The sequence below is a fragment of the Candidatus Vondammii sp. HM_W22 genome (assembly GCF_022530855.2).
GTDB lineage: Bacteria > Pseudomonadota > Gammaproteobacteria > Chromatiales > Chromatiaceae > Vondammii.
The window spans coordinates 529,417-555,672 of record NZ_CP099567.1 but is presented as its reverse complement, the minus strand read 5'-3'; the positions used below and the strand labels follow the sequence as shown (position 1 = coordinate 555,672).

The window sequence follows — 26,256 nt, the reverse complement described above, 5'->3', positions numbered from 1 at the left end:
TCGGTTGAGTCTTTCACGAAAGGGATGCAGAGATTTAAGATGTATTTTTGCTGAACGCCATCCGGTTACCAGGCAAAGCATGGGAACCGAATAAAATAGAAATGATAAAGCGCATTAGTTTGCCAACCAATCCTTTGGCTTGAGGTATTTCTGATACAGTTCAGCCTCTTCAGATCCGGGCTCGGGATACCAATTATAGCGCCACTTCACCAAGGGGGGCATGGACATGAGGATTGACTCGGTACGCCCACCCATCTGCAGGCCAAACAAAGTCCCACGGTCAAACACCAGATTAAACTCGACGTATCGGCCGCGACGATAGAGCTGGAAATCCCGCTGCCGTTCACCATATTCATCCGTTTTCCGGCGTTGCATAATCGGCAGATAGGCCGGGATGTAATGATCGCCAACACTTTTCACGAAATTAAAGCAGGTATCAAATCCCCATTCGTTCAGATCGTCAAAAAACAGACCGCCTATGCCCCTCGGCTCATTCCGATGTTTCAGGAAAAAATAGTCATCACACCAAGCTTTAAACTTTGGGTGAACCTCCGGGCCGAAAGACTCACAAGCCTCTTTGGCAGTTTTATGCCAGTGTCGGCAGTCTTCATCATTGCCGTAGTAAGGTGTCAGATCGAATCCCCCGCCGAACCACCAGACAGGCTCTTCACCCTCTTTCTCAGCGATAAAGAAACGGACATTGGCGTGTGTGGTCGGCACATAGGGGTTATGCGGGTGTATAACCAGTGAGAGCCCCATAGCCTCAAAGGTACGGCCAAACAACTCCGGCCGATGAGCAGTAGCTGATACAGGCAACTGGTCACCGACCACGTGGGAGAAATTGACACCACCCTGTTCGATGACGGCACCCTCTGTCATCACCCGGGTAATTCCACCACCGCCCAGACCATGGCTGCCATCGCATTCCCACCTATCTTCAATGAAGTGTCCAGTGCCGTCTTCTTCTTCCAAGGCAATGCATATCTGTTTCTGAAGTTGCTTCAGGTAATTCAGGAAGGCCTCTTTATCGGGTGTATTCATTCATTTTTCTCTAGCATATGACCTTCCCCCCATCTTAATACCAAGACTTGGATGAGATAATTCATTCTAAGCGGCCCTATTCACAAAGGCCACAGGTGACAAATAATTTAATGCGCTATGAAGCCGCACGTGATTGTAGTGCTCTCGCCATTGATCAATTTCATGTCTAGCGTCATCAATGGACCTGAACCAATGCTGATTTAAGCATTCATTTCTGAATTTACCGTTTAAGCTTTCTACAAACGCATTCTGAGTAGGCTTACCTGGCTGAATAAAACCTAGCTTAACGCCACTTTCTTTTTGCCAGTAGAACATCGCCTTGCTAGTAAACTCAGTACCGTTGTCGCAGATTATTTGATCCGGAGCGCTCCTTAGCTCAATCACCTGAGTTAAAAAACGAGCGACCTAGTGACCATTGATCGAGAAGTCAGAGAGCTGGCCAATAACTTCTCTTGAGTAATCATCAATCACATTAAATACTCGAAAGCGGCGACCATTAGCCAACTGATCACTGACAAAATCCATTGACCAGCGTATATTTTTACCAATGGGCATAATCGTTGGCATTCTTGGTCGTATTATCTTCTTGCGTTTTTTAGTCCTCACTTGAAGACCTTCTTCGTTATAGACTCGGTAGGTCCGCTTCTTGTTTTTCACAAGCCCCCTCTCCTCTCAGGAGGCCATGTAAAAACAAATAACCATAACTCGGATGCTTTTTTGCCAGCTCAAGTAACCGTTTGCGTAGAGGCTCATCTTTTCCCCATTGAGTAACGTACCGAAAAGCGGTTCTACTTAAGCCTACTAATTGGCAAGCTCTACGCTCACTTAATTTGAACCGCGACTTAAGGTAGTTCACGATTTGTTTTCTATCAGCAGGCTTTACCACTTTTTTGAGAGCACATCCTTCATCGCCTCAGCTTCAAGCATTTTCTCGGCAAGTAACTTCTTAAGCTTGTTGTTTTCGCTTTCAAGCTCTTTGAGCCGTTTGGCTTCTGAGACATCCATCCCGGCATATTTGCTTCGCCAGTTATAAAAGCACCCGGTTGAAATGCCGAACTGACGACAAATGTCATCAACTTTTACCCCTGACTCATGCTGCTTGATGGCACCAATAATTTGCTCTTCTCTGTAACGCTTCTTCTTCATCTTGAGATCTCCTAATACACAGACTAATTGGAAATCTCATCCTTGTCATGGCTCTATTTCTGGGGGAAAGGTCACATAGTATCGTCATAAGATTCTAGCCCAAAGCATCATACACCTAATCTGGACAGCGATAATAAATGAACGGGTGTTTTTTGCATAGCATGTCGCAATACCACGCCAGCGTTGGAGATGTAGAAACACATTCTCAACCAAATATACTAATTCAGTACAGATGCTTGTCATATTCTCGCTGCTCTTTTCTATTCTTCTTTGGTGAAATAACAACACTTATATCCTGTGATATTGCCTCCTCTAATATCTCTTGTGTATCGTAAGCCCCATTACCAACCAAAAGATATCGCCTAAGCTCATTAATCGGTGTGCTAGCCTGCGTGCAACCAGCTCCAGTACCTCTGTAAGAATCTGGTCGGCATACCATGCGCATCCACGGCCAAGTGTACCTTGGTGTTAAGGGAACCTCTAAAAACCCGACAAAGGCCAATAGTCTCTAGCAAATCAGAAGAGTCCGGTATCTTCACGCTCAAAAAATTATTTTTAGCAATATCCATACCAATCTTCACGTCGGCCCTGACTTGCCCGATGCTACGCACCGGTCGATTGGCCCGCTGGGCAAACACGTGCTCAACTCGAATCCAAACTCGAGACAGACCTGAATTCTGTGTAACCGCCTGTCATTAAGCCCAAACAAGGGAGAGAATAGGCAGCTGATCGACAAGAAAGAGCTCCAGGCGATAGCCCAGGCGGCCGCTAAAAACATCAAAACTGAAGAAGATCTCAACGAGTTTCGGCAAATGCTGACCAGGATCACGGTCGAGGCAGCACTCAATGCTGAACTGACTGATCATCTTGGCTTTGCCAAGCATCAACAATCCGAAACGAGTAATAGCCGCAACGGCACGACCAGCAAGACCTTGCAAACGGAAGATGGCCAGTTTGAACTGGATACCCCCCGAGATAGAGCGGGCAGCTTTGAACCTCAGCTAGTTAAGAAGCACCAGCGTCGATTTACCTCAATGGATGACAAGATCCTCTTCTTGTATGCCCAAGGTATGACAACCCGCGAAATCGTCACGATATTCAAGGAGATGTATGGGGCCGATGTCTCTGCCACACTCATATCCAAAGTCACTGATGCAGTTATCGAACAGGTTGTTGAATGGCAATCTCGCCCCCTGGATGCAATTTAGTCTATTGTTTATCTGGATAGCATTGTCGTTAAAATCCGGCAAGACAAGAAAGTGATCAATAAAGCGATTTATCTCGCTCTGGGCGTTAACCTGGAAGGCCACAAGGAATTATTGGGGATGTGGCTGTCGGAGAATGAGGGTGCCAAATTCTGGCTGAACCTGCTGACAGAGCTTCAAAACCGCGGTGTGAAGGATATTTTGATTGCCTGTGTCGATAGCTTAAAAGGCTTTCCTGATGCCATCAACCCGGCTTTCCCGAATATCCAGCTCTATAATTGTGCATATGCTACGGAACTCGATGAAGTAGCTGCCCTGGAAAGACTACAAGCCTGTGGCGGCTGATTTGAAAAAGAGTTACCAGTCCATCACCGAGGAAGAAGCTTTACCGGCGCAGGATAAATTCTCTGACCGATGGGACAACAAACACCCCCGGATGAGCCGCTCCTGGAGTGCCCATTGGTAGAATCTCAACACGCTGTTCAACTACCCGGAGGACATACGAAAGGTGATCTACACGACCAACGCCACTGAGTCACTGAACAGCGTCATTCGCAAAGTGATCAAAAAGCGGAGGTTGTTTCCAACCGATGATTCGGCGAAGAAGGTCATCCACCTAGCAATCCAGGCCGCATCGAAAAAGTGGACAATGCCGATCCGTCATTGGAAACCAGCACTGAATGGATTTATGATTGAGTTCGAAGAACGCTTGGCGGTATATATTTAACCCTGGCAGTTACACAGAAAACTTTACAGGCTCGGCATTACTTTCCAAAGGTATTGACTGGCCGGTCTGTCTCGCCGTGCATAGTACCCGCTGGATAATACCTCCAGCGCCTAACAAAGTTGGGCAACGTTATACTCCATACTGTGAGCTCGGATAAAAGCGTACTTCACTTGAGCTCCCTCGCGAAATACACCGCGGCTTTTTTTAGTATTTCAAACTCCTCCTTTTTTAGCCGCTCGTTTTCCCGTTGTAGCGTGATAAGCTCACTTTGGCTCTCTTTTTTTGGCCTACCCCGATTACCGGTAAATGCCTGTTCACCTTTGCTATCCAACTGCTCCTTCCACTTGTAAAGTTGGTTTCTTCGGATTCCAAGTCCCAACGCTATCTCTGAGGCAGGTTTGTCTGATTCTTCCATCAGCCTGACCGCCTCCTGTTTGAACTCTTTCAGGTCTTATATGGTTTGCACTTTCCAGTCATTGATAAACACTCCTTTAAGCGACCTTGTCGCTGATTAAAAGTGTCCGTTAAACTTGGGGAGGCTCATTCTGGAATTGGGCGAAAATAATAGGGATATTGTTCTTGATAACCTCGGCGTCCTATACGAGTCTTTACCCTAAAATGGATTTCGCACTGTTAGTTGAGTTTAGACCTCGATAATCAATTAGAGATCAGAAAAGCTCAAAACAACACCCCCTGTGAAAGGATCTGCAACAGGAACCCTCCCTATGCTTTTACCCAGAACACTGACCGGACTGCTGGCCGCCGGCGCACTCCTCACCCTGCCTGCGAGTCCGCCGGCACTGGCGGTGGGCGGCATCACCAGCGACAACGCCAAGCCCTACTACAGCACCGGCCACAACTTCGAAGACCACGAAGACCTGCGGGTCAAAGTGCTCGGAGGCCATGTCCGGATCAACCGGCGCTGGAACGGCAAACGCTGGGAGTGGAACCGGCGCTGGGACGGCTTGCGGATCAGCACCGGGGAAACCCTCGCAGAATACAACACCCGTACCGAAAAAGAGAGAGCCGCCCGGAAAACAAACAGCGACGAAGGCAGAGACACCAGCGGCATTGTCGGACTGGACCCGGTCTACAACGACCTCTACTGGCTCAGCCGCAACAACATGCGCCTGATCAGCAGCATAGACGCCAACCAGGGCAAAACCACCTACCGTTACGACAACCGCGACAACCTGCTGCAAGTCGAGGATCCACAAGGGCGGCAGACCCGCTACCATTACGACAAAAACAACCGCCTGCAAACAGAAATCAAACAGACCGGAACCGGCACCACACAACGCCGCTACCACTACGATGCCAACGGCAACCGGAGCCGAATCATCAACCCCGGAGAAGAAAAAACAGAACACCACTACGATGCCGCCAACCGGCTGATCCGGACAACACTGTATAGCCACAAAGCCACCGCCCACCCGGTGAAAGTGATCGACTACCACTACAACAACCACGACCAATACAGCGGCTACAGCCAAACCCCGGGGAGCGACAGCGACAGCGACAACGCCACCGCCGACATCCAGAGACTGAGCGAGACCCGCCGCTACAACAACCTCAACCAACTGACCAGCGTCAGCATCAACACCGGCCACTTCGAAAAAACCACCCGCTACAGCTACCGGCCCAACGGCCTGAAAAACAGCTACACCAGCCCCGAAGGCAAAACCTACCGTTACATCTACAACAAAAACAACCGGCTCATCGCCGTGATCATCCCCGGCAAAGGGACCCTCAGCTACATCAACCACCGCTGGCTCGCCCCCCAAACCATCAAATACCCCGGGGGCAGTCAACAGAACATCACCATCGACGACCTGCAAAGACCCACCGGCATGATCTTCAAAGACCCGGCGAAAAACCAACTGGGCAACGCCCGATACCACTACGACAACGAAAGCAACCTCACCCGGATCACCACCGAATAGAGCGAAAACGACTACCATTACGACAACCTCTACCGCCTGACCGGTGCCCGCTACCAGACCTGGCGATACACCATCAGCACAAACGGATCAAAACCGCCGAAAGAAAAAACAAACGACACAGAAACCTTCGCCTACGACAAAGTGGGCAACCGCACCGTGCATACCCAAAACAACAACCGCGTCACCCACCAATACAACAACCGCAACCAGCACATCGCCAGCGATGCCGGCGTCACCCTCAGCTACAACGCCAACGGACACACCGCGAGCAAAACAGACAACGGAAACACCACCGAATATCGCTACAACCACGAAGAAAGGCTTATAGAAGTCAAAGAAAACGGCAACAGCAAAGGAGAATACGCCTACAACCCCTACGGCCAGCGGATCAAAAAAACCGTCAACGGCGAAACCACCTGGTACCTCTACACCGACCAGGGCCTGGCAGCGGAATACACCGACAGCGGCGAGCTGATCAAAGAGTACCACTACAACCCCGAAGCCAGCTGGATGACCGAACCCCTGTTCCAGCGTACCGCCGACGATCGGGTATACTATTACCAGAACGACCATCTGGGCACGCCGCAGAAGATGGTTACCCGCTCCGGCGGCGTGGTCTGGAGTGCCCGATATCAGGCGTTTGGGGAGGTGGATATCCTCGTTGAGGAGGTGGGGAATAATCTGAGGTTTCCGGGGCAGTATTTTGATGGGGAGACGGGGCTGTATTACAACTACTTCAGAACTTATGATCCGAGTACAGGGAGTTACATCACCAGTGACCCTATAGGGCTGAATGGTGGACTAAATACTTATGGGTATGTTGAAGGAAACCCTGTTAAGTATATTGATCCATTGGGGCTTGATGTAAATGTTTGTGTATACCCTAACGGTGCCCACGGATTTAGCCATATAGGATTTGGCTTTCCAGGTGAATCAGGCACCCAAGGCTTTTATCCTAGAGACGGAGGCATGGTTGGCCCAGGTGATGTCAAGCCTGATGAGGGAGAGAGTCAATGCGAAACTATCGAGGCTACCCCAGAAGAAGATGATTGTATGATGCGTTGTCGGCTACAGCGTACTGCCAGACCCGGTCGTTACAATATACTTACTCGCCAGTGCACTTCTTTTGTAAGAGATTGCTTGAAAGAATGTGTTTTACCATCCGGTTCTGGGCGTGAGCCCCACCCGCTAACCTGGTTTAGAGACTTAATGCGAGGAGTTCGCTAATTATGATTTTAACTAGATTAAATGGATTAAGTGCATGTGGGCTATGTTTCTTAAATTTATTGAAAAATAAAACCTTTATTGGCTTATTTATGGGTTTGATTTACTGTGTTTACATTGTATCCACAGTAAGTATTAAAGAGCTTGAGAATGAGGAGGTCATTAATATTGCCGCCTTTTATATAGGAGGTATTATTGGTATACCGGCTACTTTAGCGGTGTCATTTCTTCCAGAACAATATGGTTATCTTGATACTATTATCTTTGCAATACTATCTATAGCAACGGTATTGATACTTATGACCTATATTGGATGGCTTATTATGGGATCAACAAAATCAATTGAATCGGATTCGATTAAAAAAGAAGATTGATTAATTTAGTTGTAAAAAACCTACCAAAAACCCTGCAAATGCAGGGTTTTGTTGTTTATTTACATCGCTTAGTTCTGCGCTGCTTTAATGAATGTATCGATCACTTGGATAATTTATCGTTTCTCCTTGGGACTCAACATGCGGAGCTAACAAGACAGCATGTGATTTTACTTTTCTTTTGTTGAGCGGTTCACCAGCATACTATGGAGCAGTTTCGTTTTTCGGAGGCGGTGCATTTGAGAGAGCGCAGGAAGAGGCTTGTAAAGATGAAGATTGCAAGTAGTGCTAACGGTTGTTGCTTAGGATGAGTATTGCAAGAATAGTTTTATTGGTCTTTGCATTCATCAATGTACTTGGTCTAGTTTGGTTTTTTGAGGATGTTTCAGGCTCCACATTTATTTATGGGATAACTACAATTAGCTGTGCTTTAATTGTTGCGTTCGTGCCAGGCAGTGCTATTGATTCCAGCAAGCATATAGGGATGATAGTGCTTTTATTGTGCGTGATTGGAGTTATCGCTATCTCATTATTGATATTGCAAGATTACCAGCGAAAGTACGGTGCTGATACGGGGGCCATTTTTATGCGAGTATTATTCGCTTCTGTATTTGTGTCTGTTGGGCTTGAAATACGCCGACGCATAAGCAAGTAATTATCCAAATAACTACCGCGCTTCCCAGCATTCTTCAATTAATCCCAACTTCACCAACCGCGCTTTGATAGAACGGGGCGTGCGTTCATGCGAGTGGGCAAGTTGTTTTGGCGATGCACCGTGCTGAAAAGCCCCGGTGAGTTGCTGATCTTCTTCTACGAGGTAAAGGGGTCAGTACCGAATGCTACTTACTTAAGCAATAACCTGCTGATATAACGAATAAAAAAAGGCTGGTTCAGGTGATAAGATGCTAATCACAAAACCATCAACCATCAACCAGGGAAGCAGCCTTAATGCATCCTAATCAACGCGCCTGCATACATCAACAAAAACGTATCACAACCTACGCTACAGCCAGTGATTCCTATGCTTTCTTTAATCTGCTAACCGGCCCAGAGTTTCTCAATCAAGTCGAATCGTTGCTACCGGAACATCGGGAAAGGCTGTTTCCGCCAACAGAGACGCTATCGATGTTTCTGGCTCAAGCAATGAGTGCTGATCGTTCTTGCCAGAACATAGTTGATGCTGCTGCAGTCAAGCGATTGATGGGTGAGCTGCCAATCTGTAGTACGCATACGGGAGCGCGCACGGAAACGGCTGCCATTGGACATGGTCTCTACGCTAGCCCGTTACACGGGGCGTATGATGACTGAGCACACCCCGGATTCCTGGCACTGGCGGGGACGACCGGTCAGACTGGTGGATGGAGCTACCGTTACGTTGCCCGATACAGAAGAGAACCAGGCTGTCTATCCTCAACCCCGTAGCCAGCAACCCGGATTGGGTTTCCCTCTTTGCCGGGTGGTTGGTATCGTCTGCCTCGCCAGCGGTGCTGTACTTGATGCAGCATTGGGACCTTGTCGCGGAAAAGGAAGCGATGAGCAGTCATTGCCTGGAACCATGCCTGGTACCCTGGACGCTGGTTATATCTTTCTGGGGGATGCTTTTTATGCCACCTATTTTCTGTTGTGTGCTCTTCAGGCCAAAGGAGTGGATGGCGTTTTCGAGCAATATGGTTCACGGTGGCGTAGCACGGATTTTCGCCAGGGAGAGCGTCTGGGCCCGCGAGATCATCTTATCGAAATAGACAAGCCAAAAGTCAAACCCGCCTGGATGAGTCAGGCAGAGTATGATCAAACCCCCGATAGATTGAAAGTGCGGGAGTTGCGTCCTGGCGGTAAGATCCTGGTGACAACACTACTTTGCTCAAAAAGTACAAGCAAAGCCGCCCTGAAGGCACTCTGTCGGAACCATTGGCAGGTAGAGTTGGATATACGCAACATCAAGGCCACTCTGGGAATGGAAACATTAAGTTGTCGCACACCGGAAATGGCGAAAAAGGAGCTGTGGGTCTATCTTTTGGCTTACAACTTGATCCGTTTACTGATGGCTCAGGCGGCATTACTGTCTGACATCATTCCTCGACAACTTAGCTTCAAGCATGCTTTGCAGCTATGGATTGTGTGGCAAAAAAGCGGTCGTTACGACATTGATAAAATTGAGGGCCTTTTTATCCTCATTGCACAGCAGCAGGTTGGAAAATAACCGGGACGTATGGAGCCGCGAGCTATAAAACGAAGACCCAGGCAATTCCCGCTACTTACCAAACCCAGGGCTATTCCGCGAGAGAATATTCGGAAAAATGGCCACCTCAAAAAACTTAAGTAAGTAGCATTCGGGCTTGGTTTGCTTTAATCACTGGTATTTTTCAGGCTGGATAGCCTACGTTTAAACTCTTTCATCGCTTCAGGATCGTGGTCAACAAGATCATAAATAAGATTGTCTTTATCTGCCGCCCAATGAAGAAATAAATCTTCATCTGCATCATTTTTTCTTAAAATAAAGACATCCTTAATTTCTGGATCAACAACCTCAGAATCCTTTTCACTTAAAGTAACAAAACCTTCATGCCCTTCATAAGGGATGACCCAATAGATTCTCTCTCCATCAATCCAATAAATACCATAAACTTCTACAGGAGTCTCATACCCCTTTTCTAACACCAACATTATCAGTCACCAACGAAGGCCCTGGTTGCAATTCCGGCGGAATACGTTGAAGGGTAGTGAATTTCATATCGTACGCCTTACCTGTATTACCATTGTATTGATAGTGAATTATGATTTTTTTCCCATCGGGTAGAGTATGAGTAGCTTCCATTTTTCTCCATCCTTCATTACGAGGAAAGCGATCATCGCCTGCTAATTTGGTGTCCTTTCCAGCAGAGGGCTTATCTAATACCCGATTCCAAAGCGTCTGCTCATTAAGATCACGCGGCGCTGTTGCCTGATGCGGTTTTGCCGTAGAAATCTTTGAATAATCAATCCCGTTATCCGGCAATCCCTTCTTGGGGACATCCCCCCCCCGGCGCCTCTACATTTTTTCCAGTCCCTTTACCACGTGTTTTACCAGCAAGCCGCTTAAGCTGCACTAGTTTCGCAACACTAACCTCCGGAATAACCAACGCGAGTATCTTACCCCCTCCAACTATTTGATTCCGTGTTTTCTCATCTAGCTTATGCCATTGGGCACTCACTTCATTACCCGTGGAATCATCCAGCCAGGTTACCGTGGCAGTAATACCTTCTCCTACTGCACTCAACACGTCTAATGTCGCTATCGTGGCTTCCGGAAACTGTTGATAGGATAGCTCAACGGCCTTTGTGACCCCTGAATTAATCGCTCGGCCTAAATCATCCTCACCGGTACCGATTTTTTCCAAACCGGCAAGCAGGTCACCATCACCTTGATCTGCGCTATAGATTGCTCCCGCAAGCAAGGCAAGTGCACCCAAACACAAGCCGCCGCATAATACGTTGTTTTCAACCGCATTTCCTGCGGCGTCAACCGCACTATTCAGGTCTTCTCCGGCGGCAAATGCCGCCAACCCTCCAGCTAGTCTGGCAATATCCACACCACGACTTTGCAAATTATGTATTTCTAACTGCAATGCTTCCGGGGAAAGGGTTGCGGTACGTGGATCGTTGAGTTTGTCTTCAAGCCAACTACTTAAATACGCTTCTCCGGCTATTTCTCCGGCAACAGCACCAATCGCCCCGCCGGCACACTCCCCTCCGGTACCCGCCCCGACGGCACATCCCAATACAGCATGCGCAATCTTATGAACGGCATAGTTGATACCGCCTGAATCTCTTGCTCCTCCTATCTCTCTGGCCAGTTTTGCTCCAATTGCATTCACAGCTGAATATTGCAGGTTTTCCTTGAAACTGCTTTTTCCATATACCGCTGCATTCACACCGGTTTTAACCGCCGCATCAACCAGGCTTCGCTTGACGAGCTGTTCGGTGGTAAGTGTTGAGAGTTTCGCCGTTTGCGGGATACCAAGCTGGCCATACAGACTATTGGTCATCCCCGCCGTAATACCCGCTGTCGCCAGTGACAACAGACCTTCTTTGGAAGTAAGGTCTTTAAACACCGCACCGATATCACCACGGTTGATAATCAGGCTGACGGCCGCTTTGTTGATCAAGGCATCCACAACGGCAATTTGTGCGGCCTCCACCGCTGTCAGGGTGCCGGCAGCAGCGCCTTGACTCAGACCTAATAGTCCAGCGCCCGCTCCGCCGGTGGCGATGGCGATGGCTATCAGCATGAACCCGGGGCCACCCATCCCTGACTCATGTTGCTGCCAGGCATCATGCGCCTCTTCTATCGCTTGCCAGTTGATATCCTCTCGCTGCTGAAGTTCTCCCATCCAGGCCAGTTCGGGCAGTTGGCTTAAGTTGGAAATAGACTCTGCCAGACTATCTTGTTGTTTGTACTCGACTATGACCCCATTGCCTGCATCGATGCGGATATCACCCCCGGCAGTCATTTCGGTATGACGCACGGTTTCGTCTAAATGGCCTTCGCTACCGGTTTCCCAGCTGAAGGCACCGGTTCTGTCGTATTCTTCGTCGGCGTAGTCAGTATCTTTGGCGGTGCCAAGGTAGACGTTGCCTGCCTGGGCATTGATGGCGATGTCGTTTTTTGCCGAGAGATTAGGGGCAATCAGGACGATGTGGTTACCCGCCGTCAGATTGATGTCGTCTCCACTGGCGATTTTGGCGCTTTGCCGGCGCTGTTGACTGCGGGTCTGTTTGTGGCTGCTGCCCGTCAGGCCACCTAGCCCTTTTTTTGTTAATTCGTAGTGGTAGTCGTCGAAATCCGTACCGGAGGCCGCTTCCAGGCGGTCTCCCGCATAAACCAGAATATCCTGCCGGGCCTTGATGTTACTACCGATGATACTAACGTTTTTTGCTGTATTGAGGACCAGACCGGCATCGGTTTTATCAACGTTGACAAGTACGTCACCGCCGGCTTGTAGAGTGGAAGCAACGTTTCTGACCCGTGACTGTTCCAGAATGGTGGTTTTACTGCGCCCAAAGTTCTTTTTAGTGTACTGGTAGTGGTATTCCGAATCCTCCACTGACTCAATGGTGGTATCACCTTCGGCCGATAACGCAACATCACCTTCGGCTGCGATATCGCTACCAATAACTGCAATATCCTGCCCCGCGTTAAGAGTGACGTCACCACCGGCAGTGAGACTGGATTTTTTGTGCGTTATCACTGTGTCGATATCCTGAAAGTGCTTACTTTCCAGGTGCCGATGCCACTTGTTTTCTACAGTTTCAATGCGGATATCACAACCCGCAGTAGCAATCAGGTCATCACCGGCTTCGATATCGCTGGCTGATATGCGTATCTCTTTTTCTGCTTGCAGTGTTATCTTGCCATCAGCCTTAAGCTTGGATGCATTGCCTATTAGAGTGACGATACTGTCGCTATTCCGCTGATAGGTGATTTGTTTAACTTGTCGTTCCAGTTCTATATTGCCTGTTCTGGCAACCAGTAGCACGTCACCACTGCTGATGATATGTCCACCGGTATTACGGATAGTATTTTCAGCCACAATGCTCAGATTTTTACCCCTCAAACCACCCCGATTGAGCAAATCGCCGGCACTGCGTATGTTCAGGTCATTTTCAGCTTCAATGCTTCCTGTGTTGGTCATCTCGTCAGCGGAAATCGATAGTTCTGACGCTATCAGCAGCGATCCGCCAGGGCTGATATCATCCGCTTTGAGAGCAGCGGCATAATATACCGGCACTAATACTTTTTGCCCTTGCACTTCCTGCTCAACCATCCAGACTATGTCGTGTGTCAGACGTGCCACTTGCTCAGGACTCAGTGTAATTCCGGCACTTAAGCCAAGTTCTTGTTGTGATGCTATGGCGTTATCCATCAGGAAGCGGAATTGTTCCTGATCATTGGTCTGGCCGGCCAGATAACGTCTGCCGGTTGCTTCAAAAATGGCATCCCGGATCAATCGATTTTCATAGAAACCATCCCCCAGACGTTTGGCTGTCTGTTCAGGCTTCAGCCCTACTTTGTCAAGGAAATAGTCAGAGCTGATGAAGTTTGTGTACTTTGTGAATTCCGGATTGGTCTCTACCAGATAGGGATGGCCTGGTTGGTTGTTGACCACAAACAAGCCTTCGGATTTTGGTAATTGAACATTATCGGTGTAGGCAGATTTTCCATCAGCGGTGGTTACAGTATCTATGACTTTGTCGGGGCACCATTCAGGGCGTTAATAGTTTCAATGCTATCAGGCACAGCGCCTATATGGCCTGGAGCAACTGTTTGCAGCTCTTTCCCATTTGCAGCGGTCTCTGCTGTACGTGAAGTATGGGTTGGTTTGCTGGCGCTTTCCTTTACATCCGTGTTGTTGACCTTGCCGGCAACGATAACGGTGGCGCTTCCGCCTGCCTGAATCGTTGCCGAGCTGGCTTGCCCGGTATCAGTTTTTACCTCTGTTACACCCACATATTTATAACCAAGAATTTGGCTTGGCACCGCCAAAAGATTATTTGGATCGTAATTGGGATTAGTATTGCTGGTAACCACCGTGTAGGGTCGCCATTTACCTCCAGATAAGGTCTGTGTCGTTACTGGTGAGTTGCGATCATTATAGTGTTCGCTTGAGGACACCGCATCGTTATGAGCACTAAGCTTGACTTTGCCAGTTGCACCAGCACGATAGGTTCTGGTTTTTGTTATTTTATAGTTCGTACTACTGATATTTTCCAGGCTCTTGCTGATTGATATATCAATATTACGATCTGCGGCGATTAAGCTGTGCTGGTTAAGTAAACTGCCCCCTGTCAGAAAATAATCATTGCCCGCTATACTATTTTGGCTGCAGGCGAATCAGCGGTTACAGCTGACTCAAAGACATCGTCCACGATGTAATCGGCAGCGATATTATTACGGCATTTTCCACAGGCGTAGGTAATGACACCGGATACTCTTTTTCCATCTGAAACCTCAAATCTGGCTTTCCGGTTAATAAGTTCTTCCGTATAAAGTTTTGATATCACCGCCATAGGCTTCAATAGTGGCAGATTCGTTTGTAATATTCTTGTTTGCATTGTTGTTACTATTTGCTGCAATGATGATGTCGTTCAATGCGAAAATATCCGCACCTTCAAAATTATATAGTGTGTTGCTGACATACAGTTTTGCATCGTTACCGGCAAACAGCGTGTTATTGTTATTCAGATTGTTGGTGAGGGTGATGTTCAGATCTTCCCCGGCGGAAACCGTACCGTAATTATCCAGATTCTCTGCATCGAGCGTTATATCTTTCGCAGCACTGAGCCTGTTTCTGTTGGTTATTGTCCTGTCGAAATCCAGCGTCAGATCATTACCCGAACTGATAATTCCAGAACCCTCATTGCTTAAGCTTGTTCCTGTCAGTGTTAAATTCAGCAGGCTGGATATTTCACCTTCATTGATGATACTCCCATCCGTATCGACGATTAAATTACCATCCGTAAGTAACCGATTGCCTACACCATTAGTGACATCACCAGAGGTACTGATTATCAGGCTTGTTGCAGCGTTGAAACTTCCATCACTAAAATTGAACGCCGGTAGATCCAACGTCAATATGCTGTCTGATTGAAACGATCCCCTGTTGTTGCTCAGTTGTTGCAGTGTCAGGTCAAGATTTCCCTCGCTGTTTACCGTACCTTTATCATTAATCAGCGAGTCGGCGGTTAGATCGATGCTATTGCCGCCTGTGGCGTAGAGGCGACCGCCGGTATTGTCGATGGTGGTGCCATCCAGCTCTATATGATCAGCCTGGATTTCAGCCATGACTCCATCCCATAGAGAGTTGTCAAGCGTGCCGAACTCTCTGGCAATAAAATGCCCGAGTGAACCAATGCTCCCGCCCCGATTACTTATCTCAGCCGCTTTGACGGTCAGATGGCCATGCCCTCTATGAACAATTTTACCTTTATCATTAGTGAGGTCACTTCCAGTCAAGCTCAAATTGTCAGCATTTGATTCAATGGTGCCGCTGTCATTGTTCAGAATTCCAGTGGTGGTGATGCTCGCATTGCCACTGCCGATACTGGTCAAGGTACCGCCACTGTTGGTTAAGCTGCCGGCTATGATTGTCAGGTTATTTTCAGCTTCTATGAGTCCGTCTGTATTGATCAGACTATCCGTTAGTGTCAGGTTAAGATCTCCCTGATTGGTGCGTATGATTGCATCAGTGTTATCTAAGCTTTTTCCGGCCATCGCCAGATGCCCGTTACTGGTGATTTCACCCCTGGTGTTGTCAGTCGCACCATCAGTGATTTTCAGTGTCAGAGTCCCATTGCCGGTATGAATGATTTTTCCGCTATTGCTCAAGCTGCCTGCGGTAATAGTGCTCGTCTCGGCATTGGTCTGGGTGGTGCCGGCATCATTGTCAAACCAGCCTTCGACAGTAAGTTTTAGTGCATCAACTGCTGTGGACAAAGCACTGATCAAGCCGGTTTTTTGTTCTGGGTTGTTACCATTCAGGAGATTGCCAGAGAGGTTGATATCGACCTTGTCACCTTCAATACTGCCTCCATTGCTAGTCAGGTCATCAGCATTTATGTTGATGCTGGTGCCGCTGATGTCACCGGATGTGTTTTCAATATTCCTGCGCTCGTCCTCTGGTCCCACGATGATCTCTAAGGCTTGGTTACTGCCTATCTTGCCTTTTTGGTTATCTATACCGGTTGGCTCTCCACCTGTTGTTGTAAGCTTGAAAACACCGTGACCCGCATGAAGGATTATGCCTTGTTTATTCAGCAACTGATGGCCTTTCAAGGTCAGGTTGTCAGCATTGGCCTGTATCTTTCCATCATTATTGTTCAGAATCCCTGTGGTGGTAATACTGGCATCACCACTGTCGATGCTGGCCAGGATACCGCTGCTGTTGGTTAAACTACCGGCAGTGATCGTCAGCTTGTTGCCCGCTTCCACGGTTCCATCGGTATTGGTCAGGCTGTCGATCAGGGTCAGGCTGATATCACCCTGGCCAGTGCGTAAAGTACCGGCACTGTTATCCAGACTTTTAGCAGTCATCGCTAAATTGCCTGTGCTGGTGATATTGCTTTTGTTGTTGATTGTCTCACCCGTCAGGATGAGGCTTTTGGCACTGTTTATTTCGGCTGTATCCTGGTTGTCGGTATGTTTGGCTTAAATGTCTATATTACCACCGCTTAGGATACGACCGCTATTAATTAATTTTCCCGTGAGCACCAGGTCGAGACTGCCATCACGGCTGACTTTATATTCGCCGTCTTCAACCGTAACCCCGGAGGCGCTGCCTTGTTGATTGAGTGTATTGGCCCGCAGAGTGATATTGTCGGCAGCAGTGGTTAACCCTTTGTTGGTGATGGTCTCTTTGGCTTGTAAATCAATCGTTTTATTGCTGCGGACATCCTGGTTCAATTCGATGCTACTGGAAACTGAGTGCAGTGTTATGGGACCCGCACTCTGTACTTTGTTGATACTGATTTTGCCATCGGTACTGAGGTGCAACTCTCCCGCGTTGGTTGCGACATTGCCCAGCATTTGCACTCCGACACCCGCTTCGGTACCCACAAGCCGAATCGCATTGGTATACATTCCACCCAGAACCGAGGAGTCCAGGGCAAATTCCACATCGGAGTCTGGGTGGATGGCAGTCGCTTCCAGGCTAGCGTAATTTACTTGGTTGCTACCAAGGATCAGATTGAGGTCCCGGGCGTGGAGATCGGCGTTCACTTTTACCGCGCGGGTGATAATGTCGAACTGGCTGATATTACCGGCGTTAAGGCCTTCTCCCTCAGTGATGATATCGCCACCGTTAACAGTTAAGCCTGTCAATTCGCCATTTTGAATGGTGGGTTTACCGGTTGCCAAGCTAACCCGTGGCGTATTGATAAAACCACACCCGTTACAACTGATACCATTAGGATTCGCTACCACGATACCTGCTGCCTGACCCGCAACTTCGGTATAGCCGTTAAGCATTGAACGATCAGGTCCGAGAACCTCGTTAATGATCAGATTGGCAGACGAACCATTTTGCAGATTGGGATTGGCATCAATATAACCGGCCAGCTGAGTATTGGTGATATTTCCCGCATTGTTTAAAATCAGCCCTTTCTGATCAACATCAAATCGTTGGAATTTATTGTGCGAAACACCTTTTGATGAGGGTGTGGCGATATTGATAATGGGCACACCGTTCGCGGAATGATTTTTCTGGCTCTGTTTATCAGCGATAATAACTTGCGCTGATACTAGCATCGGCTGATAGATTAACAAAAAGGACAACAGACAGGCCATCAGTTTTGTACTAAGACGTGTATCCATCTCACTTTGTGTCGGCTCGTTTCCGGTATAATTGTTACGCGTAACCGGTGATTTCAATGCTTTCATTTTCACCTCAACCTGCATGATGCTTTTTCCATGAATAACCTGGATGGATTCTTAGTAATTGATGTTTAGATTGAAATGCCATTGCTCCGAAGCGACAGGCAACCAGTCTGGTGGATTGTGGGGCCGTGCGTAGGCAATATTGATACTGTAATGTTTGCCAGACAGTTGGGCCCCTGCGGCCCATCCCATCAGATGTGCAAAGGTGTCTTGGCTGTATAGTTTTCCACGGTCCCGAATCATACCTGCATCAAAGGCGACAAAAGGCTGAATACTTTGCAGCAGGCTGCCTCCCCATCGAGGCCTCCATTGCAGGCTCAGGCTGTTGCGCCAATAGGCCCCGCTGGAGGCCGAAATGCTGCTCCCCTTATAACCCCGTACTGTATACAAACTCCCGATACTGATTTGCTCAGAACCAAACAGACGATCACTGCTGTATTGGGCATGTAAGATACTATGAAATTTCAATGTCAAGGGTGTATTTCCAGTCACCTTAAAATCGCCTGTCTTTTGGTAGTCTATGCGTGCACTGTATTTATCGAATTGTGCCTTGGCACTACCTGCAGCCTGCTCTTCATCTTTTGGCGCACCAAATAGATTCAAACCACGATAATAGTCCAGGTCAAATTTCCATTGGCTTTGATCCGGTAAATATTTTTTATATTCAATGCCAATATTTCCAATACCCAGTACCCGACTGCTATCCAGCAACGCATCTTCGATATAATTCTTGTTTTGTTTTCGCTGAAGACGGGTACGCCATTTCAATTTGCTGTCTTGATCACGATACAAAACACGGGATAAAAATAGGCTTTGGCTTAAACTTGTACCAGAGGTTTCAAACTGTTGGACGTTGCTTTGAACGGTGGAAAGATAATCAAAATAACTGATATCCAGGCCCATACTCCAATAACCCAGGGGCATATCCCAATGCCAGAAGACACTGTTACTGGCTTTACCGGTACTGCGGGAAACATTGCCTTTCTGGATATTCAGATAGCTGTAATCATTTAACCCAAGTGGATTGTCAATCCCTATTAACAGGCCATTCATCAGCTCACCTGTCGTTGCCTGGCCGCTATTATCACGGGATAGTGATATAAGCCAGGGACGGACTGTTTGCGATTTAATCTGTACAAGAGAGGCTCCCGGTGTTTTTCCGGGCAATATATCCATCGTGGCCTGGTTCGACTGCAATCGATTGATTTGTTCCAGGCCTTGTTCGATATCCCGCAGATTGAGTAATTTACCGTTCGCCTGAGGAAAGGCTGTATTGGTATTGATTCGGCTATCTAGAATCATCCAATTGAATAGTCTCAATAACGCCTTCGATGACGGTGATCAATAAGCGCCCTGTCGTCAAATCCTGTGCGGTCACATAGGCAGGCACGACTGGTGACATAACCCCGGTCGAGATACCACTCACTAACGACCCTGAGCAATTGATTAATTTTATCGAGGTCAATGCATTGATTGAGAAAAGGCGCAACAAGTTTTTGTTTTGACATGGAAGGAAGATGATCCGCACCATCAAATTCAATGGCCGTGATATCAAAACAAGGCCCACCCAATGACGGAATTACATCAGGCAGAGGGACGGTATCTATAGATTGATGCTGTTGTTGCTGTCGCTCAATACGGCGACGCTGATCGTCCTGGCGCTGTTGTTGCTGTTGCAGCGCAATATCCGTTTGAGCAACGGCATAATGAGTGGGAGCGAAAACAAAGGGTAGTAGACAGCATAAAATTTGTTTAAAATTCATTCTTGGCTCTTTTGCTTTATCTCACAATCACCCCTCAATTTTGCACCTGACGAGTGGACGGACTGCATCGTAAGCGATGCCTGATTACGAATATAATTCCTAAACTTAGGGAATATTATTCGTAATTCTGTGGCGCACGTCAATATTTTTTTTAAGAAGCCTCTGATTAACCCTGGATCGGGTGGATGGTAAGTTGAAATATTTTCGGATCAAGAGAGCATAAAAAGGTCAGTACAAAATGCTACTTACTTAAGCTTTTTGGGTTGGCCATTTTTCCGAATATTCTCTCGCGCAATAGCCCTGGGTTTGGTAAGTAGCGGGAATGGCTTGGATCTTCGTTTTATAGCTCGCGACTCCATACGTCCCGGTTGTTTTCCAACCTGTTGCTGTGCAATGAGGATAAAAAGGCCATCAATTTTGTCAATGTCGTAACGACCGCTTTTTTGCCACACAATCCATAACTGCAAGGTATGCTTGAAGCTAAGTTGTCGAGGAATGATGTCAGCCAGTAAAGCCGCCTGAGCCATCAGTAAACGGATCAAGTTGTAAGCCAAAAGATAGACCCACAGCTCTTTTCCCGCCATTTCCGGTGTGCGACAACTCAATGTTTCCATTCCCGGAGTGGTCTTGATGTTGCGTATATCCAACTCTACCTGCCAACGGTTCCGATAAAGTGCCTCCAAGGCGGCTTTGCTCGTACTTTTTGAGCAAAGTAGCGCTGTCACCAGGATCTTACCACCGGCACGCAACTCCCGCACTTTCAATCTATCGGGGTTTGATCACACTCTGCCTGACTCATCCAGGCGGGTTTGACTTTTGGCTTGTCTATTTCGATAAGATGATCCCCCGGGCCCAGACGCTCTCCCTGGCGAAAATCCGTGCTGCGCCACCGTGAATCATGTTGCTCGAAAACGCCATCCACTCCTTTGGCCTGAAGAGCACACAACAGAAAACAGGTGGCATAAAAAGCATCCCCCAGAAGGAGATCACCAGCGTCCAAGGTACCAAGCATGGTTCTAAAGCCAGAAACATCGATAGTGTCTCTGTTGGCGGAAACAGCCTTTCCCGATGTTCCGGTAGCAATGATTCGACTTGATTGAGAAACTCTGGGCCGGTTAGCAGATTAAAGAAAGCATAGGAATCACTGGCTGTAGCGTAGGTTGTGATACGTTTTTGTTGATGTATGCAGGCGCGTTAATTAGAATGGATTAAGGCTGGTTCCCCGGTTGATGGTTGTTGGTTTGGTGATTAGCATCTTATCACCTGAACCAGCCTTTTTTATTCATTATATCAGCAGGTTATTGCTTAAGTAAGTAGCATTCTGGTCAGTATCCTTTAGATATGTTATAGCTGTTTTTCTTGCAGATTAAGAAGGGCATGGATATGCTACGTAGGCCACGTTTTTTTCTGCCGGACGTACCGGTGCATATAATCATAACGAGGTAATAGCCGCAAAGTTATCTTTGCGGAGGCTGGTGATTATCTCGCCCATCTTGGCTTAATAGAGAGGACGGCTGCACTTGAATGCCAGATTCATGCTTATGTTCTTATGACAAATCATATACATATATTTAGTCAGTGCAAGTACGCCACAAAAGCTATCAAAATTACCCTCTAGTTCGTCAAACAGAGTTGCTCTTACCCTTTGAATTTACGCCACTTTTGTAATCGTGCTTGGCTGTTTACCTATTTTTGGAATACACAGCGCGTGAATCTGTAGTTTAAAGGGTGTCGTTATGTCGAAAAGTATTAAAGATAGTCAGACCGAAAAGAACCTTTTGATTTCATTTGCTGGCGAGTCTCAGATAAGAAGGCGAAGGTGATAACCGGAATCAAATTTAAAGAGGATCTTGAGGTAGCAGGAGTCAATACAGATACACCTACTTCGCTTCGGCTGCCCGAAGGGAGGGTCTGGTTCAGATCTCTCATATTTTCTAGGAGGCTGCCAATCAGGAGAAGGAGCACGCAAAACGTTTCTTTAAATCTCTCGAAGGCGGTAAGCTGGAGATAATGGAAGCTTTTTCTGCTGGCGTAATTGGATCGATCCTGGAAAATCTGCGTGATGCCGCCGCAGGTGAAGAGCACGAATGGACAGAGATGTACCCTGGGTTTGCGGCGACTGCACGGAAAGAGGATTTCGAAAATATTGCTTTGGCATTTGAAGTGATCCCCATTGCAGAAAAGCAGCACGGTAAACGCTATAGAGATCTGGCAGATAATTTAGAAACGGGAAAAGTGTTTAAAAAAGATGGGAAGGTTGTCTGGCGATGCAGAAACTGCGGCTATCTGCATGAAGCATCTGAGGCTCTTGACCTCTGCCCTGCCTGTCTCCACCCACAGACCAATTTTGACCTGCTAAGTGAGAATTGGTAGCTGGTTGCCTGGCTAAAATAGCCCTTTGCAACGCACTTTTGTGATGAACAGTTAATGCATATCTGGATTGATGCCGATGCCTGCCCCAATGTTATTAAAGAGGTGTTGTTCCGTGCGGCTGACAGAGTTAAAGTTCCCCTGACGCTGGTGGCCAATCAGCCCTTGCGTACCCCTCCATCAAAATACATTGACTCTATTCGAGTCGGTGCCGGATTCGATATTGCCGATAATGAGATTGTCCGGCGGGTGGAGCCTGGTGATTTGGTGATTACTGCAGATATTCCACTGGCCGCAGAAGTGATTGAAGCGGATGCCCATGCACTTAATCCCAGAGGGGAGTTTTATACCAAAGATAATATCCAGCAATGCCTGACCATGCGTAATTTTATGGATGAACTGCGAGGCAGTGGCGTCAATACGGGCGGACCGCCCTCTTTGAATCAGAACAATCGGCAGGCTTTTGCCAATCAATTGGATCGTTTTCTGGCGCAACATGGCAACTGATGTGAAACAGTACCCAGTCTCTCTTCAAGAGATCCGGCAAGCGCGCCTGTGCATGTCGTAATATCTTAAGCTTACCCAGTTGATTCGCTATTAGGGTTTTTCGAAGTTGCTGGAAGCTGATGTTTGTGTAAAGCATGAAAATCACAACCCCACTGGCAGTTTCAAGATACGGGGTGGCGTGAATCTGATAGGCCATCTTAAAAGTGATGGCGTCAAGGGGGTGGTGACTTTCTCTACCGGCAACCACGGCATTTCAATCGCCACTGCTGCCGCCTAGTTTGGCTTGAATGCCGTAGTCGTGGTGCCGGAAAATAACAATCCGTCGGAAAACCGGCTTATCCGTGAAACCGGTGCTAGGCTGGCTGATCGAAGCAGGTCGAAGTTTTGAAGAGGCATTGCGGCGTGTAGAGGTTCTCTGCCAGGAGGAGCCCTACTGTGCTCATCCTGCCAATGAACCCCATCTGATCAATGGTGTTGGAACGGAATTTCTGGAAATCCAACAGTCATGGCCCGACCTGGAGGCAATATTTATGCCCATTGGTGCCGACAGTGAAGTGGCGGCTGCGGTCACCGCGCTGAAACCAACTAACCCCGGTGTTGAAATTTTTGCCCTGCAGGCCGAATCCTCGCCAGCGGCCTATCTCTCCTGGCGTGGTGGCGGGATTAAAACAGCAGCCAATGAGACTTTTGCCGGGGGGGCCCACGGGAACCCCCTATGAACTGCCGTTTGGAATCTACTGTGATCAACTGGCGGACTTTGTTCTTCTCTCCGAAGCGGAGCTTTACCAGGGGATTGCCCTGGCTGGTTTTTAGAAGAGATAAAGTAGATAAAGGGGTCGGTACCGAATGCTACTTACTTAAGCAATAACCTGCTGATATAACGAATAAAAAAAGGTTGGTTCAGGTGATAAGATGCTAATCACCAAGCCATCAACCAGGGAACCAGCCTTAATGCATCCTAATCAACGCGCCTGCATACATCAACAAAAAGGTCTCACAACCTACGCTACAGCCAGTGATTCCTATGCTTTCTTTAATCTGCTAACCGGCCCAGAGTTTCTCAATCAAGTCGAATCATTGCTACCGGAACATCGGGAAAGGCTGTTTCCGCCAACAGAGACGCTATCGATGTTTCTGGCTCAAGCAATGAGTGCTGATCGTTCTTGCCAGAACATAGTTGATGCTGCTGCAGTCAAACGATTGATGGATGGGATGCCAATCTTCAGTACGCATACGGGCGCATACCACTGCTGTCCCACTTGGCAGGCAATAAAAAGGCTTAAATCTCAACAAGTTGTTACAATGAAGGTGTGAACAAAAACTGTAATAACAAGAGGATTTAAGCCTTGTCTCGTCATAACACTGTGCTCTCTCAAATCCTAAAACTGCTCTCTAGACATGAGTTTTCAGTACTTGCCAAGAAGCACGATGGACAGCGCCGCTGTGATGCGATGAATCGCTGGACGCAATTTGTTGCTATGGCCACAGTCCAGCTAACCGGACGCGCCAGTCTCCGTGATATTGAATCCTGGCAAGCCAAAAGCATTTGACGTATCACTTGGGAAGCGGGTCAATCAAGCGAACAACCCTGAGTCGAGCCAATCAAAACCTTTCTTCCAGTTTTTATGAAGAGCTCTTTGGGAAGTTATACGCACGCTGTCAAAGCGGCTCCCCCAGTCATAAATTCCGTTTTAAGAAGAAACTATTTTCACTGGATGCTTCATTGCTTGATGTGTCGCTCAAGGTATTTCCTCAGGCTGAATACAATAAAATGAAAGGCGCCTACAAATTGCATATTGGGCTTGATCATGACGGTTTGATTCCAGCAGATGTTCCAAAACGCATCACGAGATCAGAGACACACTTGGGATAATTTTTTCGTTAACCGCTAATGAATATACGCTGGAAGCTGATTCTTACCATTGGTACCGCACTGATCATCAACCTGGCAGTGAGCTACTACGCGGCTTACGTCTCGGTATCTGCCTCCGGTGTCAGTGAGAAGGCCTTCCAGGTCGTGGTCGACAGTCTCTCCACTCAGGTCCATTTCAAGAAACAGGTACAAGAGTGGAAAAACATTCTACTGAGGGGGCATGAACCCGGTCTCTATAAGAAATACCTTGCGCAATTTCACCAGGAAGAGCGGCTAACCCGGGGGGAAACATCGCACTTGCTGAGTTTGCTCGACCCACAAAGCGAAGCTTGGCGCACCGCCAACGCATTTTTTGCAGCCCATCATCGGCTCGGCTTTCAATATATGTCCGCGCTAAAAAGTTTTAATCCTGACAGGCAGGGAGCTCAATTTCAGGTCGATAAACTGGTTCGTTGTATTGACCGGAAACCCACCGACCTGATGGATAGCGTGGTCAGCTCAATATTGAGGATAATCTGCAGCTGGTTGATGCAAGCCTCAGACTGGTGCATCAGCCGTCGCTGAAAAAGCATCACACATTGAAGGCCCGGATAAACCCGCAAATCAAACTGATCCACTGTGATGGACAGCGAATGAAACATCTGCTGGTAAATCTCCTTGGAAATGCCATCAAGTTTACCTCCGAGGGGGGCAGTATCTACCTGGAAATCAGTGGGCGCCCGGAAGCCGGGTCTGTCAGTCTCAGTATCAATGATACCGATATTGGCATTGAGAAAAAGCAGCAAGAGCAGCTTTTCGCCCCTTTCGTACAATTGGATAACGAACCCACCCGCCGCTACAGCGGTACCGGCCTTGGCCTGACCCTGATACGAAGAATGGCCGAACTTCATGGTGGCTCGGTGAGCGTCGAAAGCAATCCGGGTAAAGGGAGTCACTTTATCGTTACCCTACCCTGGAGTGTCCAGAACAATAACGTCCCTCATCCGGTAACAGACCTCGACCCGAGCATCATAAGTGAACAGGAGGCATTCTCACCCAGCGGCATCAAAATACTGCTGGCAGAAGACGATCATGCAAACAGGATAATGCTAGAAGAGTTTCTCAGCTTGCGGGGGTTTGATGTCATCACGGCAGATAACGGCCGCAAAGCGTTTGACCTGGCAAAGAGTAACTGCATACCTCTGATAAATATCTCCGCAGTGCTATTGAAAAGCAATCCACCTCAAATCAATACAGGCTCAGCCGTCACAACATATCGTTCAGGCCCTCCCGGGATAATCGCATCAAATGGGTAGCAGGTAATCAGCGTAAGCCGGGAAGCCGTCTGCTCCATTAACCAGACATCACGCTGATGATGCACTGCCCGCCGGACCACTGCATAGTGAATCACCCGACCGTCCGCCACCGTCACCTCAATCCGATCACCATCTTTCATCTGTTGCAAAAAGCCAAAATGGGTGTCCCGGTGGCCACTGATAACACTGTTGCCCTGGGTACCCGGTGCAGCCGTTCCATCGACATGCCCGGGTCCGAAGGCCAGTGTCCGGCCACTGGCGCCGGATAGGATGATCTGATCCACCCCCAGGCGTTCAACACGAAGCCTGGCCAACGGCCGGGTATCCGCCCAGGACCATGGCGGAACCATGGCATCTCCCGCCTGAGTCTCGGCCACGCC

The 26,256-nt window shown here is 48.0% G+C and carries 23 protein-coding genes and 6 pseudogenes; 15 read left to right on the top strand and 14 right to left on the bottom strand.

The window, feature by feature from the left end; translation table 11 throughout:
• Window positions 1-114: 114 nt before the first annotated feature.
• The 3 genes and pseudogenes from hemF to MN084_RS03025 all read right to left on the bottom strand — a co-directional run.
• The gene (gene hemF, locus MN084_RS03035) at window positions 115-1,041 is read right to left on the bottom strand and encodes an oxygen-dependent coproporphyrinogen oxidase (RefSeq protein ID WP_241084900.1); all 927 of its coding nucleotides are present in this window, start codon (window positions 1,039-1,041) and stop codon (window positions 115-117) included.
• A gap of 66 nt (window positions 1,042-1,107) precedes the next feature.
• A pseudogene (locus tag MN084_RS03030) lies at window positions 1,108-2,187 on the bottom strand (IS3 family transposase).
• Between the two features lie 84 nt (window positions 2,188-2,271).
• Window positions 2,272-2,660: pseudogene (locus MN084_RS03025) on the bottom strand (transposase); the annotation flags it as partial.
• Between the two features lie 255 nt (window positions 2,661-2,915).
• On the opposite strand from MN084_RS03025, the pseudogene MN084_RS03020 reads away from it, so the two are divergent.
• A pseudogene (locus MN084_RS03020) lies at window positions 2,916-4,119 on the top strand (IS256 family transposase).
• Between the two features lie 166 nt (window positions 4,120-4,285).
• On the opposite strand, the gene MN084_RS03015 reads toward MN084_RS03020, so the two are convergent.
• Window positions 4,286-4,534: a transposase gene (locus MN084_RS03015; RefSeq protein ID WP_241084902.1), complete on the bottom strand. Its 249-nt coding sequence runs from the start codon at window positions 4,532-4,534 to the stop codon at window positions 4,286-4,288.
• A gap of 310 nt (window positions 4,535-4,844) precedes the next feature.
• Between MN084_RS03015 and MN084_RS03010 the strand changes: the two genes are divergently transcribed.
• The 5 genes and pseudogenes from MN084_RS03010 (at window position 4,845) to MN084_RS02990 (ending at window position 9,980) form a co-directional block, all read left to right on the top strand.
• On the top strand, window positions 4,845-6,062 hold the full coding sequence (locus MN084_RS03010; protein ID WP_241084903.1) for a hypothetical protein: 1,218 nt from the start codon (window positions 4,845-4,847) through the stop codon (window positions 6,060-6,062).
• A 141-nt stretch (window positions 6,063-6,203) separates the two neighbouring features.
• Complete coding sequence (locus MN084_RS03005; protein WP_241084904.1) at window positions 6,204-7,289, top strand: RHS repeat domain-containing protein; 1,086 nt, start codon at window positions 6,204-6,206, stop codon at window positions 7,287-7,289.
• Between the two features lie 2 nt (window positions 7,290-7,291).
• Window positions 7,292-7,660: a hypothetical protein gene (locus MN084_RS03000; protein WP_241084905.1), complete on the top strand. Its 369-nt coding sequence runs from the start codon at window positions 7,292-7,294 to the stop codon at window positions 7,658-7,660.
• Between the two features lie 304 nt (window positions 7,661-7,964).
• Window positions 7,965-8,312 (top strand): hypothetical protein, encoded by a 348-nt coding sequence (locus MN084_RS02995; protein ID WP_241084906.1) that lies wholly within the window; start codon window positions 7,965-7,967, stop codon window positions 8,310-8,312.
• Between the two features lie 293 nt (window positions 8,313-8,605).
• Window positions 8,606-9,980, top strand: a pseudogene (locus MN084_RS02990) (IS4 family transposase).
• A 23-nt stretch (window positions 9,981-10,003) separates the two neighbouring features.
• On the opposite strand, the gene MN084_RS02985 reads toward MN084_RS02990, so the two are convergent.
• From MN084_RS02985 to MN084_RS02945, 9 genes and pseudogenes are all read right to left on the bottom strand, one after another.
• Window positions 10,004-10,321, bottom strand: coding sequence for a hypothetical protein (locus MN084_RS02985; protein WP_241084907.1), 318 nt, complete (start codon window positions 10,319-10,321; stop codon window positions 10,004-10,006).
• Window positions 10,296-10,652 carry a hypothetical protein gene (locus MN084_RS02980; RefSeq protein WP_241084908.1) on the bottom strand — a complete coding sequence of 119 codons (357 nt, stop codon included), beginning with the start codon at window positions 10,650-10,652 and terminating at the stop codon, window positions 10,296-10,298. The genes MN084_RS02985 and MN084_RS02980 overlap by 26 nt, the downstream gene beginning before the upstream one ends.
• A complete protein-coding gene (locus tag MN084_RS02975; protein ID WP_241084909.1) occupies window positions 10,642-13,803 on the bottom strand; it encodes a DUF637 domain-containing protein in 3,162 nt (1,053 codons plus the stop codon). The genes MN084_RS02980 and MN084_RS02975 overlap by 11 nt, the downstream gene beginning before the upstream one ends.
• 74 nt (window positions 13,804-13,877) lie before the next feature.
• Window positions 13,878-14,225 carry a hypothetical protein gene (locus MN084_RS02970; RefSeq protein WP_241084910.1) on the bottom strand — a complete coding sequence of 116 codons (348 nt, stop codon included), beginning with the start codon at window positions 14,223-14,225 and terminating at the stop codon, window positions 13,878-13,880.
• Window positions 14,226-14,663: 438 nt separating this feature from the next.
• Window positions 14,664-16,727: a hypothetical protein gene (locus MN084_RS02965; protein ID WP_277400021.1), complete on the bottom strand. Its 2,064-nt coding sequence runs from the start codon at window positions 16,725-16,727 to the stop codon at window positions 14,664-14,666.
• Window positions 16,728-16,841: 114 nt separating this feature from the next.
• Entirely contained in the window at window positions 16,842-18,089 is a 1,248-nt protein-coding gene (locus MN084_RS02960; protein ID WP_241084912.1) for a filamentous hemagglutinin N-terminal domain-containing protein, read from the bottom strand.
• Window positions 18,090-18,122: 33 nt separating this feature from the next.
• Entirely contained in the window at window positions 18,123-19,370 is a 1,248-nt protein-coding gene (locus MN084_RS02955) for a ShlB/FhaC/HecB family hemolysin secretion/activation protein (protein ID WP_277400190.1), read from the bottom strand.
• A gap of 14 nt (window positions 19,371-19,384) precedes the next feature.
• The gene (locus MN084_RS02950) at window positions 19,385-19,831 is read right to left on the bottom strand and encodes a POTRA domain-containing protein (protein WP_241084914.1); all 447 of its coding nucleotides are present in this window, start codon (window positions 19,829-19,831) and stop codon (window positions 19,385-19,387) included.
• Window positions 19,832-20,076: 245 nt separating this feature from the next.
• Window positions 20,077-20,849 (bottom strand): annotated as a pseudogene (locus tag MN084_RS02945) (transposase); the annotation flags it as partial.
• 718 nt (window positions 20,850-21,567) lie between these two features.
• Between MN084_RS02945 and rbr the strand changes: the two are divergent.
• The 9 genes and pseudogenes from rbr (at window position 21,568) to MN084_RS02900 (ending at window position 25,876) form a co-directional block, all read left to right on the top strand.
• A pseudogene (rbr, locus tag MN084_RS02940) lies at window positions 21,568-22,204 on the top strand (rubrerythrin).
• Window positions 22,205-22,258: 54 nt separating this feature from the next.
• A complete protein-coding gene (locus tag MN084_RS02935; RefSeq protein ID WP_241084915.1) occupies window positions 22,259-22,708 on the top strand; it encodes a YaiI/YqxD family protein in 450 nt (149 codons plus the stop codon).
• 106 nt (window positions 22,709-22,814) lie between these two features.
• Window positions 22,815-22,985, top strand: coding sequence for a pyridoxal-phosphate dependent enzyme (locus MN084_RS02930; protein ID WP_277400024.1), 171 nt, complete (start codon window positions 22,815-22,817; stop codon window positions 22,983-22,985).
• A 64-nt stretch (window positions 22,986-23,049) separates the two neighbouring features.
• Window positions 23,050-23,427, top strand: coding sequence for a pyridoxal-phosphate dependent enzyme (locus tag MN084_RS02925; RefSeq protein ID WP_320416324.1), 378 nt, complete (start codon window positions 23,050-23,052; stop codon window positions 23,425-23,427).
• Between the two features lie 232 nt (window positions 23,428-23,659).
• Complete coding sequence (locus MN084_RS02920; protein WP_241084916.1) at window positions 23,660-24,022, top strand: hypothetical protein; 363 nt, start codon at window positions 23,660-23,662, stop codon at window positions 24,020-24,022.
• Window positions 24,023-24,054: 32 nt separating this feature from the next.
• Window positions 24,055-24,258 carry a DUF4372 domain-containing protein gene (locus tag MN084_RS02915; RefSeq protein ID WP_241084917.1) on the top strand — a complete coding sequence of 68 codons (204 nt, stop codon included), beginning with the start codon at window positions 24,055-24,057 and terminating at the stop codon, window positions 24,256-24,258.
• Window positions 24,255-24,581, top strand: a complete 327-nt coding sequence (locus MN084_RS02910; RefSeq protein ID WP_330178309.1) for a hypothetical protein — start codon at window positions 24,255-24,257, stop codon at window positions 24,579-24,581. The genes MN084_RS02915 and MN084_RS02910 overlap by 4 nt, the downstream gene beginning before the upstream one ends.
• A gap of 18 nt (window positions 24,582-24,599) precedes the next feature.
• Complete coding sequence (locus MN084_RS02905) at window positions 24,600-25,145, top strand: hypothetical protein (protein ID WP_241084919.1); 546 nt, start codon at window positions 24,600-24,602, stop codon at window positions 25,143-25,145.
• Window positions 25,146-25,213: 68 nt separating this feature from the next.
• Window positions 25,214-25,876, top strand: coding sequence for an ATP-binding response regulator (locus MN084_RS02900; RefSeq protein WP_277400192.1), 663 nt, complete (start codon window positions 25,214-25,216; stop codon window positions 25,874-25,876).
• On the opposite strand, the gene MN084_RS02895 is transcribed toward MN084_RS02900, so the two are convergent.
• On the bottom strand, window positions 25,804-26,226 hold the full coding sequence (locus MN084_RS02895) for a class GN sortase (protein WP_241084921.1): 423 nt from the start codon (window positions 26,224-26,226) through the stop codon (window positions 25,804-25,806). The genes MN084_RS02900 and MN084_RS02895 overlap by 73 nt on opposite strands.
• Between the last annotated feature and the right edge of the window lie 30 nt (window positions 26,227-26,256).